The sequence below is a fragment of the Paenibacillus sp. GCM10027629 genome (genome assembly GCF_042676425.1).
GTDB classification, from domain to species: domain Bacteria; phylum Bacillota; class Bacilli; order Paenibacillales; family Paenibacillaceae; genus Paenibacillus_K; species Paenibacillus_K terrigena.
In genome coordinates, this window is sequence record NZ_JBHTGZ010000003.1 from 397,467 (window position 1) to 417,207 (window position 19,741).

At 47.0% G+C, this 19,741-nt stretch carries 16 protein-coding genes and 1 other annotated feature; of the genes, 14 read left to right on the forward strand and 2 right to left on the reverse strand.

Annotated elements, in window-relative coordinates; translation table 11 throughout:
* The first annotated feature begins 55 nt into the window (after positions 1–55).
* Positions 56–287: a binding site (T-box leader), on the forward strand.
* Between the two features lie 74 nt (positions 288–361).
* Positions 362–2,803, forward strand: a complete 2,442-nt coding sequence (leuS, locus tag ACFQZR_RS02285) for a leucine--tRNA ligase (protein WP_379342489.1) — start codon at positions 362–364, stop codon at positions 2,801–2,803.
* Here leuS and comER read toward each other — a convergent pair.
* Entirely contained in the window at positions 2,784–3,629 is an 846-nt protein-coding gene (gene comER, locus ACFQZR_RS02290) for a late competence protein ComER (RefSeq protein ID WP_379342491.1), read from the reverse strand. The genes leuS and comER overlap by 20 nt on opposite strands.
* 110 nt (positions 3,630–3,739) lie before the next feature.
* Here comER and ACFQZR_RS02295 point away from each other — a divergent pair, with 110 nt between their 5' ends.
* The 6 genes from ACFQZR_RS02295 (at position 3,740) to holA (ending at position 11,149) form a co-directional block, all read left to right on the forward strand.
* Complete coding sequence (locus tag ACFQZR_RS02295; RefSeq protein ID WP_379342493.1) at positions 3,740–4,261, forward strand: ComEA family DNA-binding protein; 522 nt, start codon at positions 3,740–3,742, stop codon at positions 4,259–4,261.
* Between the two features lie 86 nt (positions 4,262–4,347).
* Complete coding sequence (locus tag ACFQZR_RS02300) at positions 4,348–4,854, forward strand: deoxycytidylate deaminase (protein WP_379342495.1); 507 nt, start codon at positions 4,348–4,350, stop codon at positions 4,852–4,854.
* 404 nt (positions 4,855–5,258) lie between these two features.
* Positions 5,259–7,859 (forward strand): DNA internalization-related competence protein ComEC/Rec2, encoded by a 2,601-nt coding sequence (locus ACFQZR_RS02305; protein ID WP_379342497.1) that lies wholly within the window; start codon positions 5,259–5,261, stop codon positions 7,857–7,859.
* A 166-nt stretch (positions 7,860–8,025) separates the two neighbouring features.
* Positions 8,026–8,571 (forward strand): RNA polymerase sigma factor, encoded by a 546-nt coding sequence (locus tag ACFQZR_RS02310; RefSeq protein WP_018756776.1) that lies wholly within the window; start codon positions 8,026–8,028, stop codon positions 8,569–8,571.
* A 17-nt stretch (positions 8,572–8,588) separates the two neighbouring features.
* Complete coding sequence (locus ACFQZR_RS02315) at positions 8,589–9,836, forward strand: zf-HC2 domain-containing protein (protein WP_379343765.1); 1,248 nt, start codon at positions 8,589–8,591, stop codon at positions 9,834–9,836.
* A 287-nt stretch (positions 9,837–10,123) separates the two neighbouring features.
* Complete coding sequence (gene holA / locus ACFQZR_RS02320; RefSeq protein WP_379342500.1) at positions 10,124–11,149, forward strand: DNA polymerase III subunit delta; 1,026 nt, start codon at positions 10,124–10,126, stop codon at positions 11,147–11,149.
* Between the two features lie 56 nt (positions 11,150–11,205).
* Here holA and rpsT read toward each other — a convergent pair whose 3' ends face one another.
* A complete protein-coding gene (rpsT, locus tag ACFQZR_RS02325; RefSeq protein WP_018756772.1) occupies positions 11,206–11,478 on the reverse strand; it encodes a 30S ribosomal protein S20 in 273 nt (90 codons plus the stop codon).
* A 191-nt stretch (positions 11,479–11,669) separates the two neighbouring features.
* Here rpsT and gpr point away from each other — a divergent pair, with 191 nt between their 5' ends.
* The 7 genes from gpr (at position 11,670) to hrcA (ending at position 19,740) form a co-directional block, all read left to right on the forward strand.
* Positions 11,670–12,677, forward strand: coding sequence for a GPR endopeptidase (gene gpr, locus ACFQZR_RS02330; protein WP_379342502.1), 1,008 nt, complete (start codon positions 11,670–11,672; stop codon positions 12,675–12,677).
* 352 nt (positions 12,678–13,029) lie between these two features.
* Complete coding sequence (gene spoIIP / locus ACFQZR_RS02335; RefSeq protein WP_379342504.1) at positions 13,030–14,298, forward strand: stage II sporulation protein P; 1,269 nt, start codon at positions 13,030–13,032, stop codon at positions 14,296–14,298.
* A 23-nt stretch (positions 14,299–14,321) separates the two neighbouring features.
* Positions 14,322–14,735 carry a DUF3679 domain-containing protein gene (locus ACFQZR_RS02340; protein WP_379342506.1) on the forward strand — a complete coding sequence of 138 codons (414 nt, stop codon included), beginning with the start codon at positions 14,322–14,324 and terminating at the stop codon, positions 14,733–14,735.
* Between the two features lie 88 nt (positions 14,736–14,823).
* Entirely contained in the window at positions 14,824–16,638 is a 1,815-nt protein-coding gene (gene lepA, locus ACFQZR_RS02345) for a translation elongation factor 4 (protein WP_379342508.1), read from the forward strand.
* 83 nt (positions 16,639–16,721) lie between these two features.
* Positions 16,722–17,894 carry a radical SAM family heme chaperone HemW gene (gene hemW, locus ACFQZR_RS02350; protein WP_379342511.1) on the forward strand — a complete coding sequence of 391 codons (1,173 nt, stop codon included), beginning with the start codon at positions 16,722–16,724 and terminating at the stop codon, positions 17,892–17,894.
* A 138-nt stretch (positions 17,895–18,032) separates the two neighbouring features.
* Complete coding sequence (locus ACFQZR_RS02355; protein WP_379342513.1) at positions 18,033–18,494, forward strand: N-acetyltransferase; 462 nt, start codon at positions 18,033–18,035, stop codon at positions 18,492–18,494.
* Positions 18,495–18,714: 220 nt separating this feature from the next.
* The gene (gene hrcA, locus ACFQZR_RS02360; protein WP_379342515.1) at positions 18,715–19,740 is read left to right on the forward strand and encodes a heat-inducible transcriptional repressor HrcA; all 1,026 of its coding nucleotides are present in this window, start codon (positions 18,715–18,717) and stop codon (positions 19,738–19,740) included.
* Position 19,741: the final 1 nt, after the last annotated feature.

A 19,741-nucleotide genomic window follows, 5' to 3' on the forward strand; every position in this document is an offset into this window, starting at 1 on the left:
GACATGAGTGATGTCCTTTTTTTATAATGAGCAGTATTAAGTAAGTAGGATATGGAAGAAGACTATGATGAGGATTATACGTTTTGATCGAAATCTGTCAGAGAGTCGGCGGGTGGTGCAAGCCGATGGTTCGTCAAAAACTACTCGCCTCTGAGTCATACGATCAACTCCGATCGGATCAAATCGTATCGTCTAGCCCGCGTTAAGGGCATTGAGGGAGCAACTTGGCAAAGCATGCCGAGGGCTAACTAGGGTGGTACCACGGGAGATAGCCTCTCGTCCCTAGCGACATTTTTTCGCTATGGATGAGAGGTTTTTTTGATGCAAATTGCGCTAGATAATGTAGGAGGATGAATGATTCATGACACAAGAAATTCAGCAATCACAAGGGTATAACCCGTTCCTGATCGAACCGAAATGGCAGAAGCATTGGGATGAGTTCAAGACATTCAAAACAAATGATGATTCCAGCAAAAAGAAATTCTACGCACTGGATATGTTCCCTTATCCGTCGGGTGCAGGTCTGCACGTAGGACATCCGGAAGGCTACACGGCAACGGATATCGTATCGCGTTATAAGCGGATGCAAGGGTACAACGTACTTCATCCGATGGGATGGGATGCATTCGGCTTGCCAGCGGAACAGCACGCCTTGAATACGGGTGAGCATCCACGCGATATTACCGTGAAGAATATTAATAACTTCCGCCGTCAGATTAAATCATTAGGGTTCTCGTATGATTGGGATCGTGAGATCAGTACGACGGATCCTGAATATTACAAGTGGACGCAATGGATTTTCATCCAATTGTATAAGATGGGTCTTGCTTATGTGGCTGAAGTACCGGTGAACTGGTGTGAAGAGCTCGGAACCGTGCTTTCGAACGAAGAGGTTATCGATGGCAAAAGTGAGCGCGGCGGATTTCCAGTTATTCGCAAACCGATGCGTCAATGGATGCTTAAGATCACAGCTTATGCGGATCGTCTGCTAGATGACCTGGAAGAGCTGGACTGGGCAGAGAGCATTAAAGACATGCAGCGCAACTGGATTGGAAAATCGAAGGGTGCAGAAGTGAATTTTGCGATCGATGGTCATGAGGGTCAATTGACTGTATTCACGACGCGTCCAGATACATTGTTCGGCGCTACATATTGCGTGCTTGCTCCTGAACATGAACTGGTTGCTGCGATCACGACAGCGGAACAAACGGATGCCGTGAAGGCTTATCAAGATAAAGCGGCGCATAAGAGCGATTTGGAGCGTACGGATCTTGCGAAAGAGAAGACGGGCGTATTTACAGGTGCATATGCCATCAACCCAGTTAATGGCGTGAAAGTGCCAATCTGGATCGCGGATTATGTACTTGCGGGCTATGGCTCCGGTGCGATTATGGCGGTGCCAGCACATGATGAGCGTGACTGGGAGTTCGCGAAGACGTTCGACTTGCCGATTATTGAAGTCGTTCAAGGCGGAAATGTTCAAGAGGAAGCTTATGCTGGAGAAGGCGTACGCGTAAACTCTGGATTCCTAGACGGATTGAACAAAGAAGAAGCTATGGCGAAAATGATCGAGTGGCTTGAAGAGTGCGGTAAAGGACAAGGCAAAACCACCTACCGTCTACGCGACTGGTTATTCAGCCGCCAACGTTATTGGGGCGAGCCAATTCCGGTGATCCATCTTGAAGACGGCAGCATGAAGACGATCCCTGAGGATCAATTGCCGCTTCTTCTGCCGGATGTGGAGAATATCAAACCTTCGGGTACAGGAGAATCTCCACTTGCGAACGTGACAGAGTGGGTGAACACGATTGATCCTGAGACAGGAATGAAGGCACGTCGCGAGACGAACACGATGCCACAATGGGCGGGCAGCTGCTGGTATTACCTTCGTTTCATCGATCCGAAGAATAATGACGAGTTGTGTTCCAAAGACAAACAGCAAGCTTGGTTGCCAGTAGACTTGTACATCGGCGGTGCAGAGCATGCGGTTCTCCACTTGCTGTACGCACGTTTCTGGCACAAGGTTCTCTATGATCTGGGTATCGTAGATACGAAGGAGCCGTTCCATAAGCTGGTGAACCAAGGGATGATCCTTGGAACGAACAATGAGAAAATGAGTAAATCCCGTGGTAATGTTATCAATCCGGATGAAATCGTGAACGAGTTCGGTGCAGATACGTTGCGGATGTATGAAATGTTCATGGGACCGCTAGAAGCGACGAAACCATGGAATACGAGCGGTGTAGAAGGTTCTTATCGCTTCTTGGCTCGCGTATGGCGTTTGATGATTACCGAAGATGGTCAGCTGAATCCGAAGATCGTTGATGGCGAAGGCAGCGAAGCCTTCAAGCGCACATGGCATCGCACCGTGAAGAAGGTAACCGAGGATTTCGAAGGGTTACGCTTCAACACAGCGATTAGCCAATTGATGATTTTCATTAATGATGCATACAAAGCGGAAGAGCTTCCGCGCCAAGCGATGGAGAACTTCATCCAAATGTTGTCCCCACTTGCACCGCATATGTCGGAAGAACTGTGGGAGCGCTTTGGACATTCCGGCGGCATCTCCTACGTAGCATGGCCAACGTATGATGAAGCATTGACCGTCGACGCAGAAGTCGAGATCGTCGTTCAAGTGAATGGTAAAATCGTAGAGCGCATCATGATTGGCAAAGATCTAGATGAAGCAGGCATGCAAGCAAAAGCGATGGAACAGTCCAGCGTGCAAGCTGCGATGGCTGGAAAGTCCGTTCGTAAAGTCATTGCTGTCAAAGGAAAGCTCGTTAATATTGTTGTCGGTTAACCTCTGGCAGGTGGAAGAGATCATTTAGTTTGTCGAGATCTTCATTGTACTTGTCATGTGTGGTACGGATTAATTGATGGAACACGCCTTGAAGCTCTTGGTCCATGAGACGAATAGCTTCGGCCGTGATCCCGCCGGGAACGGAGACACGTGTCTGAATTTGTTCAGGGGTGAGTCCTCCCTCGGTGAGCAGCTTGCCTGTACCGAGTACCATCTCGCTAGCGAGGCACGTCGCTTGTTCCCGATCAATGCCCGTCGTTTCAACCGCCGCATCAATCCATTTATTTAGGAAAAAAGCAATGAAGGCCGGTCCGCAGCTGGAAAAATCCGAAGTTATCCGTGTGTTTTGTTCTTCAATCAACACGGGACGACTAATGGATTGCAGTAAATCCTCCAGGAGCAGCCGGTCTTCTCCTTTTATCCGACTACCGTACGTACATAAGGTAGCTCCGCTGAGTACAGAATTGGTAATACTCGGAATGACTTTGGCGATTTTACATCGCAAATGATCTTCGAGATGTCGAATTTGTACCGGACTCGTAATGGAGACGATAATTTGATGATCGGTGACCACCGATTCAATCTCCTCTGTGATTCTCTTAAATTGCGACGGTTTAACGCATAGAAATATGATGTCACTCCCAATCACCGTCTCGGTATTGGAAGAAGCAATCTGCAACCCCGGATATTGAGAAGCCAATTGATGAACCTTCTGCATGGTTCGATTACTGGCGATAATTTGCCCCGGTTCAAGTGCACCGGATTCAATGAACGATTCGATCAGCGTCCTGCCCATACTCCCCGTTCCGATGAATCCTACTTTCATTTCAATTCCTCCTTTATGACTATCCCTAAGCACAACATTTTTCACAATATATGCAATACGGTTTGACCAACATGCGGATTTATTGAATATATAATGAAGAAGGTGACCGAATGGAACCGTACGGACAACCCGTATTAGGCCGAAAAAGTTGGTTTTTGTTTAGTAGTTTATGCATTGGTATAGGTATTTTGGTATTTGCTTGGATACGTTCGACATCGATTACGGGGATTCCAGGATGGACCAAGCTGAACGAGCCGATGTCACAGGCGTTAGCTGTCGAACCTGAGAAGCCAATTGTCAAATCCACAGTTGTGTCAGAACAAGTTGCAAACGAGAAACAGAAGCCGGAAGAGACGGATCTAGCGCTTCCTGTGACGAACACGGTTACGACAGGGGCCGGACCCAGTACGGGAGCAGGTGCCTCCCAAGAGAATCTTTCGGGATTCATTCATATCAATACGGCAACGATGGAACAGTTGATGGAACTGCCTGGCATTGGGGAGAGTAAGGCGAAGGCGATTATCGCGTATCGCGAACAGCATGGGAAATTCAGCTCGATTGAAGGACTGCGAAATGTGAAAGGGATCGGTCCGAAAATTTACGCCAAAATGGCGTCGAAGCTAGCTTTATAACCTAACTGTCATCGAATGGAATTATGCATTGGCATGAAAAAATGCTACAATGTTCCTATAGAATACCCGCTGGAGATGAGACGAACATGCGTAAAGATTGGGACACTTATTTTATGGATATTGCTTACATGGTTTCAACGCGCTCCCGCTGTCCAAGACGCCATGTCGGCGCAGTGCTGGTACAAGGGAAGAAGCTGCTCGGTACAGCTTACAATGGTGCCCCAATGGGCGTGCCTGATTGTGAAGAAGCGGGATGTATGATTGCTGAAGAATATGAACTGAAGGTCATCGATGGCCGTGAAGAGATGATCAAGAAGCAGCGCTGCGTACGGACCATACATGCGGAGCAGAACCTGCTATTGTTTACGGATCGTATCGATCGGGAAGGCTCAGTTGTTTATGTAACAGATCAGCCTTGCTGGACCTGTGCGAATATGCTCGCGAACAGTGGTGTTGTGGAAATCGTGTACCACCGCCCATATCCGAAGGATAGCGAGAAAGTCATTACGATGATGAAGACCAAAGGAATTGTATTCCGACATTTGGAAGGCTATCAACCACCACAGGATACGATCATGCAAGTATCCAATTAATCGAAATATGTGATGCAAAAATGAGGAGGAACCTCTATTCATCAGCCTGAGCGAATCAGGTGGATGGTTAGAGGTTTTTTTGTTGCGTATAATTATTTGTTCAAAAAGTGGCTTTTCAGCACCTAAGAGTTTTCGTAGAAAACTTGCTTCGTAAGCGTGTGCTTAGGTTGCGAGAACCCGAAGGCCTATGCTTCCGGAGAGCGTTTTTCTTTGAAAAACTTTCAGGAGGAACGGAGTTTAGACAAAACCTAAATGAGTACCTAAAATGTTTCCAGAGGAAACATACTCCGTAAGCATATACTCTTCAAGGGTGAACGCGAGATTCGATGTCGAATTAACTACCCTGAAACACATCGTGAGCAAAAGATGACTTTTTGAACTACCTCTAGAAAGGATGAATGGAAATGATTCAAAGGCGGCCACTGGTCTGGCTTGCAAGCTGTTTTGTGCTCGGTACAGGACTCTCTAGTATGTGGCAAGGGACTCTCTTAATTATGATCGGTTGCGGGTTGCTGTTCATCGGCGTCCCGCTTCTTCTGTTGATGCGGGCGGCATCCATCAAGCTTGCGGTGCTGTGTGCTGCAGCGGTTGTATTCGGCATGCTGAATTATGTCTATACTGATCTGCGAAATACGAGCCAAATTGCCGAGATTGCAGAACGGTTTGGGGCTGAAACAGTCCTTGAAGGTGTGCAAGTGACAGGTGTAATTGATTCCAAAGTTGAAGTCGACGGGGATCGGGTAAGCTTTGTTCTTCGAATAAGACAAATGACGTTGGAAGGGAAGGCGGAGCAGCGAGTACTTGATGAGAAAGTGATGGTGCAAGTTCAACTCATGGAACAGGCGCAGCAAAATGCAGCAGGCTCCTGGCAGCGCGGGGATGCGCTGCGAATGACGGGGGCGCTGAGCCGACCTGCAACGGCCCGGAATTTCGGAAGCTTCGATTACCGTGCGTATCTTCGATTGAAGCATATCCATTACTCACTCCGTACGAAAGGGGTTAGTTCTATTCAAATCACAGCGCCTCCGGGGTGGAACGAGCAGACGTTACTACGGATCAATGATCAGCTGAGAGCGCAATTAGGGAACCAGATGTCCAGGATCTTCGCTGCGCCGCATGATGGCTATATGAAGGGACTTGTTATTGGGGATAGCGGGGATCTTGATCCTGAGAAATTCCGTGAGTTCTCGAAGCTCGGTCTTACACACATTCTTGCGATTTCGGGGACCCACGTTGCTGTCTATGTAGGGTTCTTCCTGTGGCTGTTCCAACGGCTTCGCTTGACGAGGGAGACGAGCCTGCTCATCGTTATTGGTCTCATTCCGCCGTATGTATTGCTGTCTGGCGCTTCACCGTCTGTCATTCGTGCGGGAATCATGGCGATGATCTCGCTCTACGCGCTTAGGAGGCAATGGCTTAAGGATGGATTGCATATTCTCAGCCTCACGGCATTTCTGATGCTGCTCTGGAATCCTTATCAAGTGCTGGATGTTAGCTTTCAGCTCTCGTTTATTGTGACCGTTGGGCTGATCCTGTGGGTTCCGCCACTTCAACGATTGCTGCCAATCCGATCGAAGGGTATTGCTAGCCTCTTGTCGATTACACTCGTTGCACAAATCGTATCGTTTCCTCTGACCATCTATTATTTTAACCAAGTTTCATGGCTTTCATTGATAGCTAATTTTGTGCTAGTACCATTTATCAGTCTCATCATCTTACCGCTTGGGACATTTGCCCTAGCGGTTAGTTATATGCATATCAACGCAGCGAAGCTTCTCGTATGGCCGACCGAATGGTTAAATGGATGGACATTTCATCTGATAGAATGGTTCAATGCTTCCCGTGAATTATTAATGATCTGGCCTTCTCCTCCCATTTGGTGGATATTGCTCTATTACGGGCTTATTGGGCTTGGTATTGCTCATCTTGGGAAAGTCCGACCAGGTGCACAGAGGATTCCGCAATGGGTATCCGAAGAAGAAACAGCACCTTTGATGCCATCCGAATCGATATTGAAGCATCTTCAACCAAGAGGAAGAAACGAAGCACGTACAATAGTTCGGCGAATTTCATTCCTTCTGGTTATAGCACTTACGCTTTTCTATGCCTACAATCCTATGTTCTATAAGCAAGACGGTCATGTTCAATTTATTGACGTCGGTCAGGGCGACAGTATACTGGTCCGCACACCGACTGGTAAATACATTCTCATCGATGGCGGAGGAACGGTGCGGTTCAGCAAGCCAGGAGATGGCTGGAAGACCAGGCAGGATCCCTATGAGGTAGGACGCAAGACGCTGGTCCCGCTCTTGAAGCAAAGAGGGGTGCAACAATTAGATTTATTAATCATGACCCATGAGGATCAAGATCATGCAGGCGGACTGCAAGCGGTGTTAGAAGAAATTCCTGTCCATGCTTTTCTATTTAATGGAACGTTGAAGGAGAATCAACCGATATCTAAGCTGTTCCAGACCGCAATTGGACTTGGCATTCCACTATATGCCGCAGGAGTACCCGCAACCTTGCAGATGGACGCTGGGACTTCGCTTACATTCCTGTCTCCCTCCGCAACATTCATGAATAATCAGCGTATAACGAAGATGGATGAACAAAACGATGTCTCGGTCTCCTTCTTATTACATATGAAACAATCGACGTTCTTATTTACTGGCGATATGGGAGTTCGAGTTGAGCAGCAGATCCTGGATCAATTGGCATCGAAGCCGGGTGGATCTCGCGTCGTTGGAAGCCAAGGGATTGATGTGCTCAAGATCGCGCACCACGGTAGTAAAACGTCATCCTCTGACACTTGGCTTAAGTACTGGAAACCACAAGCAGCAGTTATTTCCGTAGGGGAGAAGAACCTGTATGGACACCCAAGCCCTATTGTTATGGAGCGATTGGACATGAACCGTATTCAAGTATTTCGTACGGATCAACAAGGCGAAATTCAGATGGAAGTGACGGATGCGGGGATTCGAGTTCGCCACAAGAACCCCATGTAAAGTGGTCGCGCCTATCATTTTCTGATATCCTTAGACAAGACTCTAGTCTTTGCCCTCGTGACGAAATAAAGATTACCAAATTTTAATTCAGAATTATCGAAGCAACATTGCAACAAATTGAGGCATTGTGCCGTCTGTAATGTTGCAAGAGAGGAGGATCCTAGTAGTGGTAGAGCAACAACTCATTAGAGCTGCTCAGTCGGGCGATCGCGACGCACTCATAACTCTATTGCGCAATATTGAAACCCATGTATACCGGACAGCCTATTATATTCTAAATAATGAGCAGGATGCTATGGACGCTTCTCAGGAGGCATTAATCCGTATCTATACGAAAATTAACTCTTATGAAGAGAAAGCTCAGTTCAAGACTTGGGTGCAACGCATTGTAACGAATATTTGTATTGATAAATTTCGACGCACAAAGCCATCGGTCTCTATTGAGGAACATGAACTCGTGTTCAGGGGGGACGACAATGTGGAACGTGAGGTTCTGTCTACATATGTCGCCAAGGACATTCAAGAGGCGATCGAAAAGCTTCCAGAACACCATCGTGCGGTCGTCGTACTGAGGTATTTACAAGATTTCTCCTACAATGAAATAGCAGATTCACTTAACTTGCCTTTGAATACGGTGAAATCGTATTTATTTAGGGCAAGACAACAGTTACAAAGCTTACTTCAAGATTATCAGAAGGGTGGTGTTCGATGATGAATTGTCCAGAGGTGATGGAATTAATGAATAGATATTTGGATGCCGATCTTAACGAGTTGGAATCCGCTCACCTGATGGAGCATCTGAAGCAATGTTCGGATTGTTCCGAAATGTTCGAACGCCTTAGACACCTATCTGCTGAACTCGAGAATATGCCGAAAGTCATGCCGAAATATAGCCTTGTCGATGCCATTATGCCACAGCTCGATCAAATCGATCGAGAGCGTGAACATCCGTTGATGCCTGAGAAATCGCCACAGAAGGTTGTCCCGATGAAGCCGCGTTTCTGGGAACGTCTCTCCTTCCGATCCATTGGCGGCGTGGTGGCGGCTGGTATCATCGTAGGTCTATTCATGGTCACATACAAACCGGACACCGCTCAACAAGCAGATATGGAATTAATGAGTTCGCAAGAATCAGCAGCAGCGGATCAGAAGGTTGAGATGCAGATTGATGCTTCGTCTCCTTCAACCAGTCAAACTTCGGGTACACCAGACAAGGCTGTCTCACAAGATGTTAAGACAGGTGGGGAACAAGGTGGAACGGTGAAACCGGATACCGAATCTGCAGACATGGCTTCAAAAGAAGCGCCTGCAAGTGAAGGGGCTAAATCGGGTTCAGCCGATGATCCAACGAAGGCCCATCAAGGGAACACAGAATCAAATGGCGGCGCTTCTTCGAACCAAGGAACGGGTGATTCGAAGACTGCGGTAAACTACAAATCGAGTAACGAGGGTTCAGATGCAAGTAACCAAACAAATCCTCCAACCTCTCTAGCGAAACAAGAGCAAGAAGATGGTGCTGCGGGAGACACGCAGCGCAAGGATAAGGATACTTCTAACGATGCGGCCCTAGAGGACGGACAGCCCGTGACAGTTGAGATTGCGTCTGGTGAACCTCGCAGCTTGAAATCCGATGCTGGGGATAAGGGTGGAAATAACTTCTTAGCTGTGGTCGAGTATGATACAGCGAATCCAGATTCTCGAGCGGAAGTGGCGACATCGAACGGAGCATATCGAGCTATATTTGAGAAGAATAAGTTCATGATCTACAATGCCAAGGATAAAGTGGTATATCAACAGAAGCTTACGAATGGTGTGTTCTCGAATCCATTATGGGCAGAGGATAACAAAACGTTAACCTATACGTTCACCCCGCGCAAAGCGGATGGACAAATGGGTGAGGAACAAGTGATCCAAGTGAAAGTGAAAGCGAAAGATAAAGAAAAACAACAAGAAAAAGGCAAAAAGTCTAAATCATGATTTTTATTTCAAACGTACGCACACATTGCTGCGGCCGTCGTATACTATACAAACATGAAGTCAGCGGCGCCCCTTGCGTCGTATGACCGTTCGCTAAGGAGAACCGGACTTCTTCGCGAATGTTTATATAGATGCTGTGGGACAGAGGGATTATGCTGGAGGTTCAGTGTAATCTCTTTGTTGTTGTGTCTAGTTGGTGGTCATCCCCTTTGCGGGGGGTGGCCTTTTTTGTTAGTATAGAATTTATAAAGTTTTCGTGTGGGGTTATTTCTAGAGGGGGAACAAGCTTGGATGCCAAAACAGCAATAAGAGATATTCATAAAGGAAACATTCAGCCGGTCTATGTCTGCTACGGGACCGAAAAATATAGAATGGAAGAGTTCGTTCAGACGCTTATTAATAAGTTGATCGAAGAAGAGCATCGAGACTTCGCGCTAAGTAAATATGATCTTGGTGAGGTGCCGATCGATACGGTCATCGATGAAGCGCAAACACTGCCTTTCCTTGTCCCGCGCAAATTGATTGTGGTCCGCGATCCTTCTATATTCATGGCTGGCGGCAAAGAGTCCGGTAAAATTGAGCATCGCGTCGAGAATTTGATGTCTTATTTGAATAGTCCTGCCGAATACAGTGTCATTGTATTTATGATACAAGGCGAGAAACTGGATGAACGGAAGAAAGTTGTGAAGGCGATCAAGGACAAGGGGGCCGTTATCTCATTCATGCCTTTAAGCGCGGAGGAGCTGCTGAAATGGGTGGAGAAGGAAGCGGAGAAGAATGGAAGCCGAATGGCACCTCAGGTCGCTGATGTGCTCGTGAATCATGCTGGTACACACCTGCAGACGTTAGCAGCCGAGATTCGCAAGCTGAGCCTCTACGTCGGTACTGGTGGAACGATCGAAGTGCAGGTCGTGAAGGAACTGGTTGTGCGGAACACAGAGCAGAACATATTCGCTTTAATCGAGGAGATTGCGAACCTTCGTGTGGATCGTGCGTTATCGATCCTCTATGATCTGCTGAAGCAGCGAGAAGAGCCGATTAAGATTATTGCGCTGATCGCTAGACAGTTCCGCATCATGTTACAAGTGAAGGAATTGACAAGACAAAGCTATTCGCAGCAGCAGATTGCATCCCAAGTTGGGCTGCATCCTTATGCCGTCAAGTTAGCTAGTGAGCAAGCCCGGAAGTTCGAAGCTGAACGGCTTGCTGCGATATTATCCAGCATTGCGGAATTGGATTATGAGATTAAGACAGGCCGAAGAGATAAGGTGCTTGGCTTAGAGTTATTCCTTCTGCGGCTTGCAGCATCTTGATATAATACAAAAAAGTCCTTGAGAATAAATTCTCGAGGACTTTTTTCTTCGCTTCCTTACGCTTGTGCGGAAAGAGCGTTTAATTTTTTCGCTAAGCGAGATTTCTTACGAGCTGCTGCATTTTTATGGATTAAGCCTTTAGTTACAGCTTTGTCCAGCTTTTTGGAAGCAACTTGAATTGCACTTTTAGCAGCTTCAACTTCGTTACCAGCTACAGCTACATCAGCAGCTTTAACAGCTGTACGAAGAGCGGATTTTTGAGAAGCGTTAAGTAAACGACGTTTTTCGTTTGTTTTTACACGTTTAACAGCGGATTTAATGTTTGGCATTGCATTCACCTCCTGTAAGGCATCACTACCTACAATAACTAGAATCCAAAAGAGATTCCACAACTTAAAACATTCTATCATGCAGGTTATTAAAAATCAAGGAAAGAATCCTGACATGTCTTACAGCGGGTTGAATAATCAATGGCTGCAACTCGCACACTAGGAGAAAATACCTGATGAGGAGAATATCGATGAACGATAAATTAGACTTGCAGCAATACTCTGTGCGAACGGATCTGGCGTTAGAAGCAAAGGAAATGGCGACGGCCATTCATGGATCTCAAATTCCTGGCGTGCTCGAACAAATTGATGAGGATCGCGGGATCAAAGTGACGCGAATTGATGTCGAGAGCGAAGCGGGCTCTAGAGCGCTTGGGCGTGTTCAAGGCCACTATATTACGCTCGAAGTACCGGAACTTCGCAACAAAGACACCGATCTGCAGGATCGTGTCGCGACGAAATTCGCCCAAGAGTTCGCTGCCTTCTTGACGAAATTAGGAATCAAGGAAATGGATAAAGTGCTGATTGTCGGTCTGGGCAACTGGAATGTCACGCCGGACTCCCTTGGTCCGCTCGTCGTCGAGAACACGATGATTACGCGGCACTATTTTGAATTAACCCCGGATCAAATAAGCCCTGGATATCGGCCGGTGAGTGCGGTTGCTCCGGGCGTACTCGGAATTACAGGGATTGAATCAAGTGAAATTGTCCAAGGGATTATCGATAAAATCAAACCGGATCTGGTGATTGCGATCGATGCTCTAGCCTCCAAAGCGCTTGAACGCGTAAACACGACGATTCAGATTGCAGACATCGGGATCCACCCGGGGTCCGGGATCGGCAATAAACGTAGAGGATTAACAAAAGAAATTCTTGGCATCCCGTGCATTGCAATTGGCGTACCGACTGTCTGTTATGCTTCCACCATCGTGAATAATGCCATTGAGATGATGCGTGCGCATTTCCAACAAGAGACGAACAAGACGAAGGAAATCATGGGTATGCTCGACGATATCCCAGAGAACGACCGGTTGATGCTCGTGAAAGAAGTATTACAGCCGCTCGGCCACGATCTGATCGTAACGCCGAAAGAAATCGATGAGTTCATCGAGGATATCGCGAACATTATCGCAAGTGGGCTCAACGCAGCGCTGCACAAAGCCGTAGATAAAGACAACGTCGGGGCATATACGCACTAAGCCCCCTACTCCCCTTCCCTCCTCCTCCCTCCAAAATCGAATCCACCCGATTGCAAAAGGGGAGAGGTATATGTTGAAAGCCTTTGAAATGAATATGAAAGGGGAAAGGGGCATCTCACGTAGGAGTTTACGTCCGCTCTTTGGTAGCCATTTGCATCCTTTTGTCCAATCAAAAGCAAATGGCGGACAAGAAGCGGCTGGAGTGAGATGCCCCTTCCTTGTAATCAATTCATTTCTATTAGTCTTTCACATCCCCTCTCTACTTTTTCAAACCTATGGATTCGATTTTGGTTCTACTTGCTAGATTCTCCTCATAGGCTTAATTATCGCTAGATTTACAGGAGGAGATACGATGAAGACCACGACATTCCAGACGATACATATTCCTAAATTAAAGCGGCGGATGATGCAGATGCTCGTCACGGGCAGAACCTTTGCGGTCCTAACCATTTGCTCGATGCTCTTTTTTATATTGCTAGGACTCGGGACGATGCTGCATAAGCAGGTCAATACGTCACCGACGACTTCTATGAAGGGATTTGCTGCTGCGGTTTCAAGTCACTTTTTTCTGGATATGATAGGAATGGAGATTCCGCATATGAAAAGCACATCAGAGGAGCCGATTCTATCAAAGCAGAAGATCGGTGCATTTCTTTTCCAGATGCTCACGAATGTGAATCCGATGGACCCGAAGAGCATGCTATCGCATGAGATGCCAGGACTTGGCCGAGATGATGCCGTTCCGCTGCGCATTGGGGTGGGGAATGACACCATGACGGGACCAGAAGATTATCATGATGCAGCGTTACCGAAGGATGAGGTGCATCCGAATGATTTGCCTGCGCCTACTGTGGACATTCCGAAGAAGGACGTTCCGGCGATCCCAGAGAAGGTTCCTGTGAAGGATACAGATATCGGCAAGGCGGGAAATGATCCCAAGCAGGCCGTAACAGGGAAAAAGGTCGTATTCATCTATCACTCTCACAATCGCGAATCTTGGAATCCCGTCTTAGGAGAGACAGTCAAAGAACCTTCATCTGCGAAAAAGAATATTACACTCGTCGGTGAACGATTGGCGAATACACTCGAAAAACTCGGCGTCGGTGCTATGCATTCTTCGACAGACTATATGACGACGATGAAATCATACAGTTGGAATTATTCCTATAAATATTCCCGTGCAACGGTGAAAGAAGCGATGGCACAGAATCAAGAACTGCAATATTTCTTCGATATCCATCGTGACTCACAGAAACGAGAGAAGACAACGGTGAAAATCAATGGCAAAGATTATGCGCAAGTCTTCTTCATTATTGGTCATGGGAACAAAAATTGGCGTCAAAACGAAGCTTTTGCCAGCAAAATTCACGATAAGCTCGAGAAGGATTATCCCGGCATTTCCAGGGGGGTATGGGGAAAAACTTCAGCTAACGGCAATGGAGAGTACAATCAATCCCTCTCCCCGAACAGCTTCCTGATTGAGATTGGCGGTGTAGATAACACACTTGAAGAGAGCTACCGCACGGCAGATGTACTCGCACAGCTTATTGCGGATACGTATCGGAATGCAGAGAAAGTGAATGCCCCTGCGAGCGGTCGCTCGGGGGCAAAGGCTAAATAGAGGAACAAAGGGAGGCGTTCTCAATGTCCATTTTTCAACGGAGAGTCTTTGTTATGGTTGCTATGGTCGCGGTCGGGGTGATGCTCGGTCTGAATCTTGCTTCATCGGGAATTGAACGGATTCAAGGTCCGGCCGAACTTCAGAATAATCCACCGGCTTGGACGGTCCAGCAGCCGCTGGATTCGACAGAACAGGCAGAGGAGAATGCTGCTCAGGAACGGGTTACGGATAAGAAGGAACGTCCCGTCCAGCAGACCATCGTCAAAGATGGCGTTCTAGATGGAGTGCATACACCTCAGCAGGACGCGTCAGCGATGAATAACCGGAAGGAACCGGCAGTAGATCGATTAGCCAGCACGACGGGCGGTGTTCTTGAATCCGTGTCCCATAAAGGAATTGAATGGGTCGTATCCTTGTTTAGCTCGATTACCAGTTGAGGATTTCCCCCCCACCATTGAAGGGTTTTCACACAACTGCTATAATGAGTAAATTGAAAACATTTTGGCTTCGTAGTGGGGGTAAGGAATGACGGACATTCGGGCAAGACAAGAGAAAATTAGAAACTTTAGTATTATCGCACATATCGACCACGGGAAATCAACCCTGGCGGATCGAATCTTGGAATATACAGGCGCGTTAACTCAACGCGAAATGCAAGCGCAGGTCCTTGACCAAATGGATCTAGAGCGTGAACGCGGAATCACCATTAAACTGCAGGCCGTAAGACTTGCCTACAAAGCAGACGACGGCGAGACGTATATTTTGAACTTGATCGATACACCGGGACACGTCGACTTTACGTATGAAGTGTCGCGCAGCTTGGCAGCTTGTGAAGGTGCATTGCTTGTTGTTGATGCGGCCCAAGGGATTGAAGCGCAGACACTGGCGAACGTGTATCTTGCGCTTGATAACAACCTCGAGATTTTGCCGGTGATTAATAAGATTGACTTGCCAAGTGCAGATCCAGATCGGGTAAAAGAAGAGATCGAAGAAGTGATCGGCTTGGATGCGAGTGAAGCGGTACATGCTTCTGCAAAGGCTGGCATCGGCATTAAAGAAATTCTGGAGCAAGTGGTACAGAAGGTTCCAGCACCAACAGGTGATCCGGATCAACCGCTAAGAGCATTGATTTTCGATTCTCATTATGATGCGTACAAAGGCGTTATCGTCTATGTTCGGGTGCTCGATGGCTCCATTCGTGCGGGCTCCAAGATCAAGTTCATGGCGACGGACAAGACCTTCGAAGTCATTGAGGTCGGTGCATTTATGCCGCGGATGGGAATTGTGGATGAGCTTGCCGTAGGTGATGTAGGCTTTGTCGTCGCAGGCATCAAGAACGTGAAAGACACGCGTGTCGGGGATACAGTTACGGATGCGAAGAACCCAGCACCAGAACCATTGCCGGGCTACCGTCGAATTAATCCGATGGTCTATTGCGGTCTATACCCAATCGAATCTTCGGATTATACAGATCTGCGCGAAGCGCTTGAGAAGCTGGAACTGAACGATGCATCGCTTAGATTCGAACCAGAGACTTCGAGTGCGCTGGGCTTTGGATTCCGATGCGGATTCTTGGGGCTGCTCCACATGGAGATCATCCAAGAGCGGATCGAGCGCGAATTCAATATTCCGCTTATCACTACAGCACCGAGCGTTATCTACCGAGTCACATTAACGAACGGGGATGTCATCAATATCGATAATCCATCCAACTATCCTGAGGTCGGTCGGATTGATTTCGTTGAAGAGCCATACGTCAAAGCGGCAATTATCGTACCGAATGATTATGTTGGTGCGATCATGGAGCTATGTCAGGGTAAACGCGGGGAATTCATCAATATGGAATACCTCGACTCGAACCGTGTGACGATTACGTATGATATGCCACTGGCTGAGATCGTCTACGATTTCTTTGACCAATTGAAATCAAGTACGAAAGGGTATGCCTCCTTCGACTATGAAGTTTCTGGCTACCGTAAATCGAACCTGGTGAAGATGGATATTATGTTGAATAGTGAACAAGTGGATGCTTTGTCCTTCATCGTTCACAGAGACCGTGCTTATAATCGCGGACGTATCATTTGTGAGAAATTGCGCGAGTTGATTCCAAGACAAATGTTCGAGGTACCAATTCAAGCTTCTGTAGGAACCAAGATTGTTGCCCGTGAGACGGTTAAAGCGATGCGTAAGAACGTCCTTGCCAAATGTTATGGGGGCGATATCTCACGTAAACGGAAATTGCTCGACAAACAAAAAGAAGGTAAGAAACGGATGAAGCAGGTCGGTAGCGTTGAAGTGCCGCAGGAAGCGTTCATGGCCGTTCTTCGAATCGACGAATAGATCGTAAGGATGAAGGGGAGCCTCGTGCTTCCCTTTTTGCAAGTTCAAATGAAAGCAATGAAATGAAAGGAAGGTGAATCCACATGACAACGATTCCCTCAGCAAAGGTGCAGCTCGCTGCACCTAAAGCTTTATATATCCACATTCCTTTTTGTACCAATAAATGCTTCTATTGTGATTTCAATTCTTATGTGCTCAAAGGCCAGCCGGTTATGGAATACTTAGAGGCTATGGAAGCGGAGATGGCACTTACGACCGAGATGCAGCCGCCCGGTGTGATCGAGACGATCTTCGTGGGGGGTGGAACCCCGACGGTATTAACACCTGAGCAGATGGCGTATTTTCTAGCGTCGGTTCATCAGGCTTTTCCAAGCATGCATCCGAATCTCGAATTCTCCATGGAAGCAAACCCAGGGACGACCGATCTGGAGAAGCTGCGCGTCATGCATGCTGGCGGGGTCAATCGGATCAGCTTCGGCGTGCAATCGTTCAACAACCAGCTTTTATCGGAGATTGGCCGTATTCATAATACAGATGATGTCTATCGTAGTATTGAGAATGCACGTGCGGCGGGTTTTGATAATATGTCGATCGATTTGATGTTCGGACTGCCGAATCAGACGCTAGAAATGCTGGATGACAGCATCACGAAGGCGCTCGCATTGGACCTTCCTCATTATTCGATCTATAGCTTGAAAGTGGAAGAGAACACGCTGTTCCATACGATGTACCAGAAGAATCAGCTGCCTCTTCCAGATGAGGATATCGAGCTTGAGATGTATCTTCTCTTAATGAAGCGAATGAAAGAAGCGGGCTATGAGCAGTATGAGATTAGCAATTTCGCGAAACCGGGTAAGGCAAGTCGGCATAACATGAAGTATTGGCTGAATGAGAGTTATTACGGCATAGGTGCAGGTGCGCACGGGTATGTCAACCGCCAGCGTCATGTGAATATTAAAGGCGTCCAAGCCTATAATGATGCATCGCACAAAGGTCTTCCGAGACTTGACCAATTTGCTGTCAATGCGAATGAAGCGATGGAAGATTTCATGATGGTGGGACTACGTATGATGCAGGGTGTTACACGTACACACTTCACTGAGCAGTTTGGTGTTGATCTGGATGACGTGTATGCGCCTCAGTTGAACAAGCTGCTTCAAGCTGGATTGATCGAAGCGACAACGGATGGTTATAAGCTAAGTGACCGCGGCGTACTATTCGGAAATGATGTGTTTGCAGAGTTTATCGAAAGCTAAATCATAAGGTTCGTGTTTTCTAATATAAAATATGGAATTTTCCTTCTTGCGTATTTATACCTCCTGATGTATATTTATTCTTATCAGAATTTGACAGGATAATAAATACATCCAGGATGTCGTAAGGGGGAGAACGCGATGCCTGCGGTATGCAGAAAAGCGACTACAGAAGATATAGAAACATTGTACGAATTGATCAAAGGTTATGCAGAGAAAGGAATCATGCTGCCGCGCACGCGTGAGATACTGGTGGATCAGCTGGAATGGTTCATCGTTGCAGAGCTTGAAGGAGATATTGTGGGTTGCGGATCGCTCTGCAGACTCGGTCAAGATTTGGTTGAGATTCGGTCCTTAGGGATATCGGATGGTCACAAAGGTCAAGGCATCGGCTCGAAAATGGTCGATTATCTTATAGAGGAAGCAAGACAGCTAGACATTCCGAAGGTCATGGCACTCACATATGAAGTGAATTTCTTTCAGAAGAACGGATTTGAAGTGGTACAGAAAGAAATCTTCCCGGAGAAGGTCTGGAAAGATTGCATCCATTGCAAGAAGCTTCATTGCTGTGATGAGATCGCCGTACTCAAAATGTTGAATTAAATATCCATGAAAAATGTATCGACATTCAAACCACCTCTTCAGGTGGTTTTGTTGTGTGAATCCTTAATCGGATGGTAAAATGGGCGTCAACTCGTGTGATAAAGATGCTGAACTGACTTGACAATCATCTTGTCAGTTTGGTATTTTTGTATTAACGTTTAGCACTCGTTCGAGAGGAGTGCTAACGAGATCGGAATCATCGATAACGGGAGGGGTTAGCATGTTAACGGAGCGTCAACGAATGATATTGAGTGCGATTGTAGATGATTATATTCGTTCTGCCGAGCCCGTTGGATCCCGCAGTATTTCGAAACGCGGGGAAGTCACATATAGTCCTGCGACGATTCGCAACGAAATGTCTGACTTGGAAGAGCTTGGATTTCTGGAACAACCGCATACGTCGGCGGGGCGGATTCCATCTCATAAGGGTTATCGCTATTATGTTGATCATCTTATACAGTTTGGTACATTGCAGCCGTATGATTTGATGCAGATGAAGCATTTTTTCGCGGAAAAGTTAACGGCTACGGAGCAAGTCATCCAGCATGCCGCCACGATTCTGGCGAATATGACGAATTATACATCGATTGTTTTAGGGCCAGAAATGTTCAACACATCGCTTCGGCATTTTCAATTGCTGCCGCTTACGGAGACGACTGCGGTCGCGATCATTGTGACGAACACAGGGCATGTGGAGAATAAAACGGTGACCTTACCGGAAGGTGTATCGCCAACCGAATTGGAACAAATGGTTCATCTGCTGAACCACAAATTAGCGGGTGTGCCTCTATATAAATTAAAATCGCAGCTGTTCAGCGAGGTTGGCGACGAGATGAAGCGTCATGTCAATCATTATGAAGAGCTCATGGGCATTGTCGAGAATGTGCTTGAAGGGGAATCTGAGAATCGTGTCTTCTTGAGCGGCGCAACGAATATGTTGACGCAGCCGGAATTCAAGGATGTCGATAAAGTGAAGACGATTCTGGATTTGCTCGATGAGACACCGACGCTTCTGAAGATGATTTCTTCAGCGCAGAACGGGATTCAGGTGCGAATTGGCACCGAGAATAATCATCAGGCGATTAATAATTGCAGTCTCATTACAGCAACCTATTCGATTGAAGGGCAAGCCGTAGGGACGATTGGAATTCTTGGTCCTACGCGAATGGAATACGGAAAAGTCATTGGATTATTGGATTTCTTAAGCAAGAATTTAACCCCTGTGCTTGAGCGTTGGTATAAATAAG

What these genes read in the sequence shown, in the direction of transcription:
- ACFQZR_RS02355 (WP_379342513.1), top strand. Translation starts at nt 18,033, where the DNA reads ATGCCTGCGGTATGCAGAAAAGCGACTACAGAAGATATAGAAACATTG.
- ACFQZR_RS02305 (WP_379342497.1), top strand. Translation starts at nt 5,259, where the DNA reads ATGATTCAAAGGCGGCCACTGGTCTGGCTTGCAAGCTGTTTTGTGCTC.
- ACFQZR_RS02295 (WP_379342493.1), top strand. Translation starts at nt 3,740, where the DNA reads ATGGAACCGTACGGACAACCCGTATTAGGCCGAAAAAGTTGGTTTTTG.
- hemW (WP_379342511.1), top strand. Translation starts at nt 16,722, where the DNA reads ATGACAACGATTCCCTCAGCAAAGGTGCAGCTCGCTGCACCTAAAGCT.
- rpsT (WP_018756772.1), bottom strand. Translation starts at nt 11,478, where the DNA reads ATGCCAAACATTAAATCCGCTGTTAAACGTGTAAAAACAAACGAAAAA.
- ACFQZR_RS02340 (WP_379342506.1), top strand. Translation starts at nt 14,322, where the DNA reads ATGTCCATTTTTCAACGGAGAGTCTTTGTTATGGTTGCTATGGTCGCG.
- leuS (WP_379342489.1), top strand. Translation starts at nt 362, where the DNA reads ATGACACAAGAAATTCAGCAATCACAAGGGTATAACCCGTTCCTGATC.
- gpr (WP_379342502.1), top strand. Translation starts at nt 11,670, where the DNA reads ATGAACGATAAATTAGACTTGCAGCAATACTCTGTGCGAACGGATCTG.
- ACFQZR_RS02300 (WP_379342495.1), top strand. Translation starts at nt 4,348, where the DNA reads ATGCGTAAAGATTGGGACACTTATTTTATGGATATTGCTTACATGGTT.
- spoIIP (WP_379342504.1), top strand. Translation starts at nt 13,030, where the DNA reads ATGAAGACCACGACATTCCAGACGATACATATTCCTAAATTAAAGCGG.
- hrcA (WP_379342515.1), top strand. Translation starts at nt 18,715, where the DNA reads ATGTTAACGGAGCGTCAACGAATGATATTGAGTGCGATTGTAGATGAT.
- comER (WP_379342491.1), bottom strand. Translation starts at nt 3,629, where the DNA reads ATGAAAGTAGGATTCATCGGAACGGGGAGTATGGGCAGGACGCTGATC.
- lepA (WP_379342508.1), top strand. Translation starts at nt 14,824, where the DNA reads ATGACGGACATTCGGGCAAGACAAGAGAAAATTAGAAACTTTAGTATT.
- ACFQZR_RS02315 (WP_379343765.1), top strand. Translation starts at nt 8,589, where the DNA reads ATGGAATTAATGAATAGATATTTGGATGCCGATCTTAACGAGTTGGAA.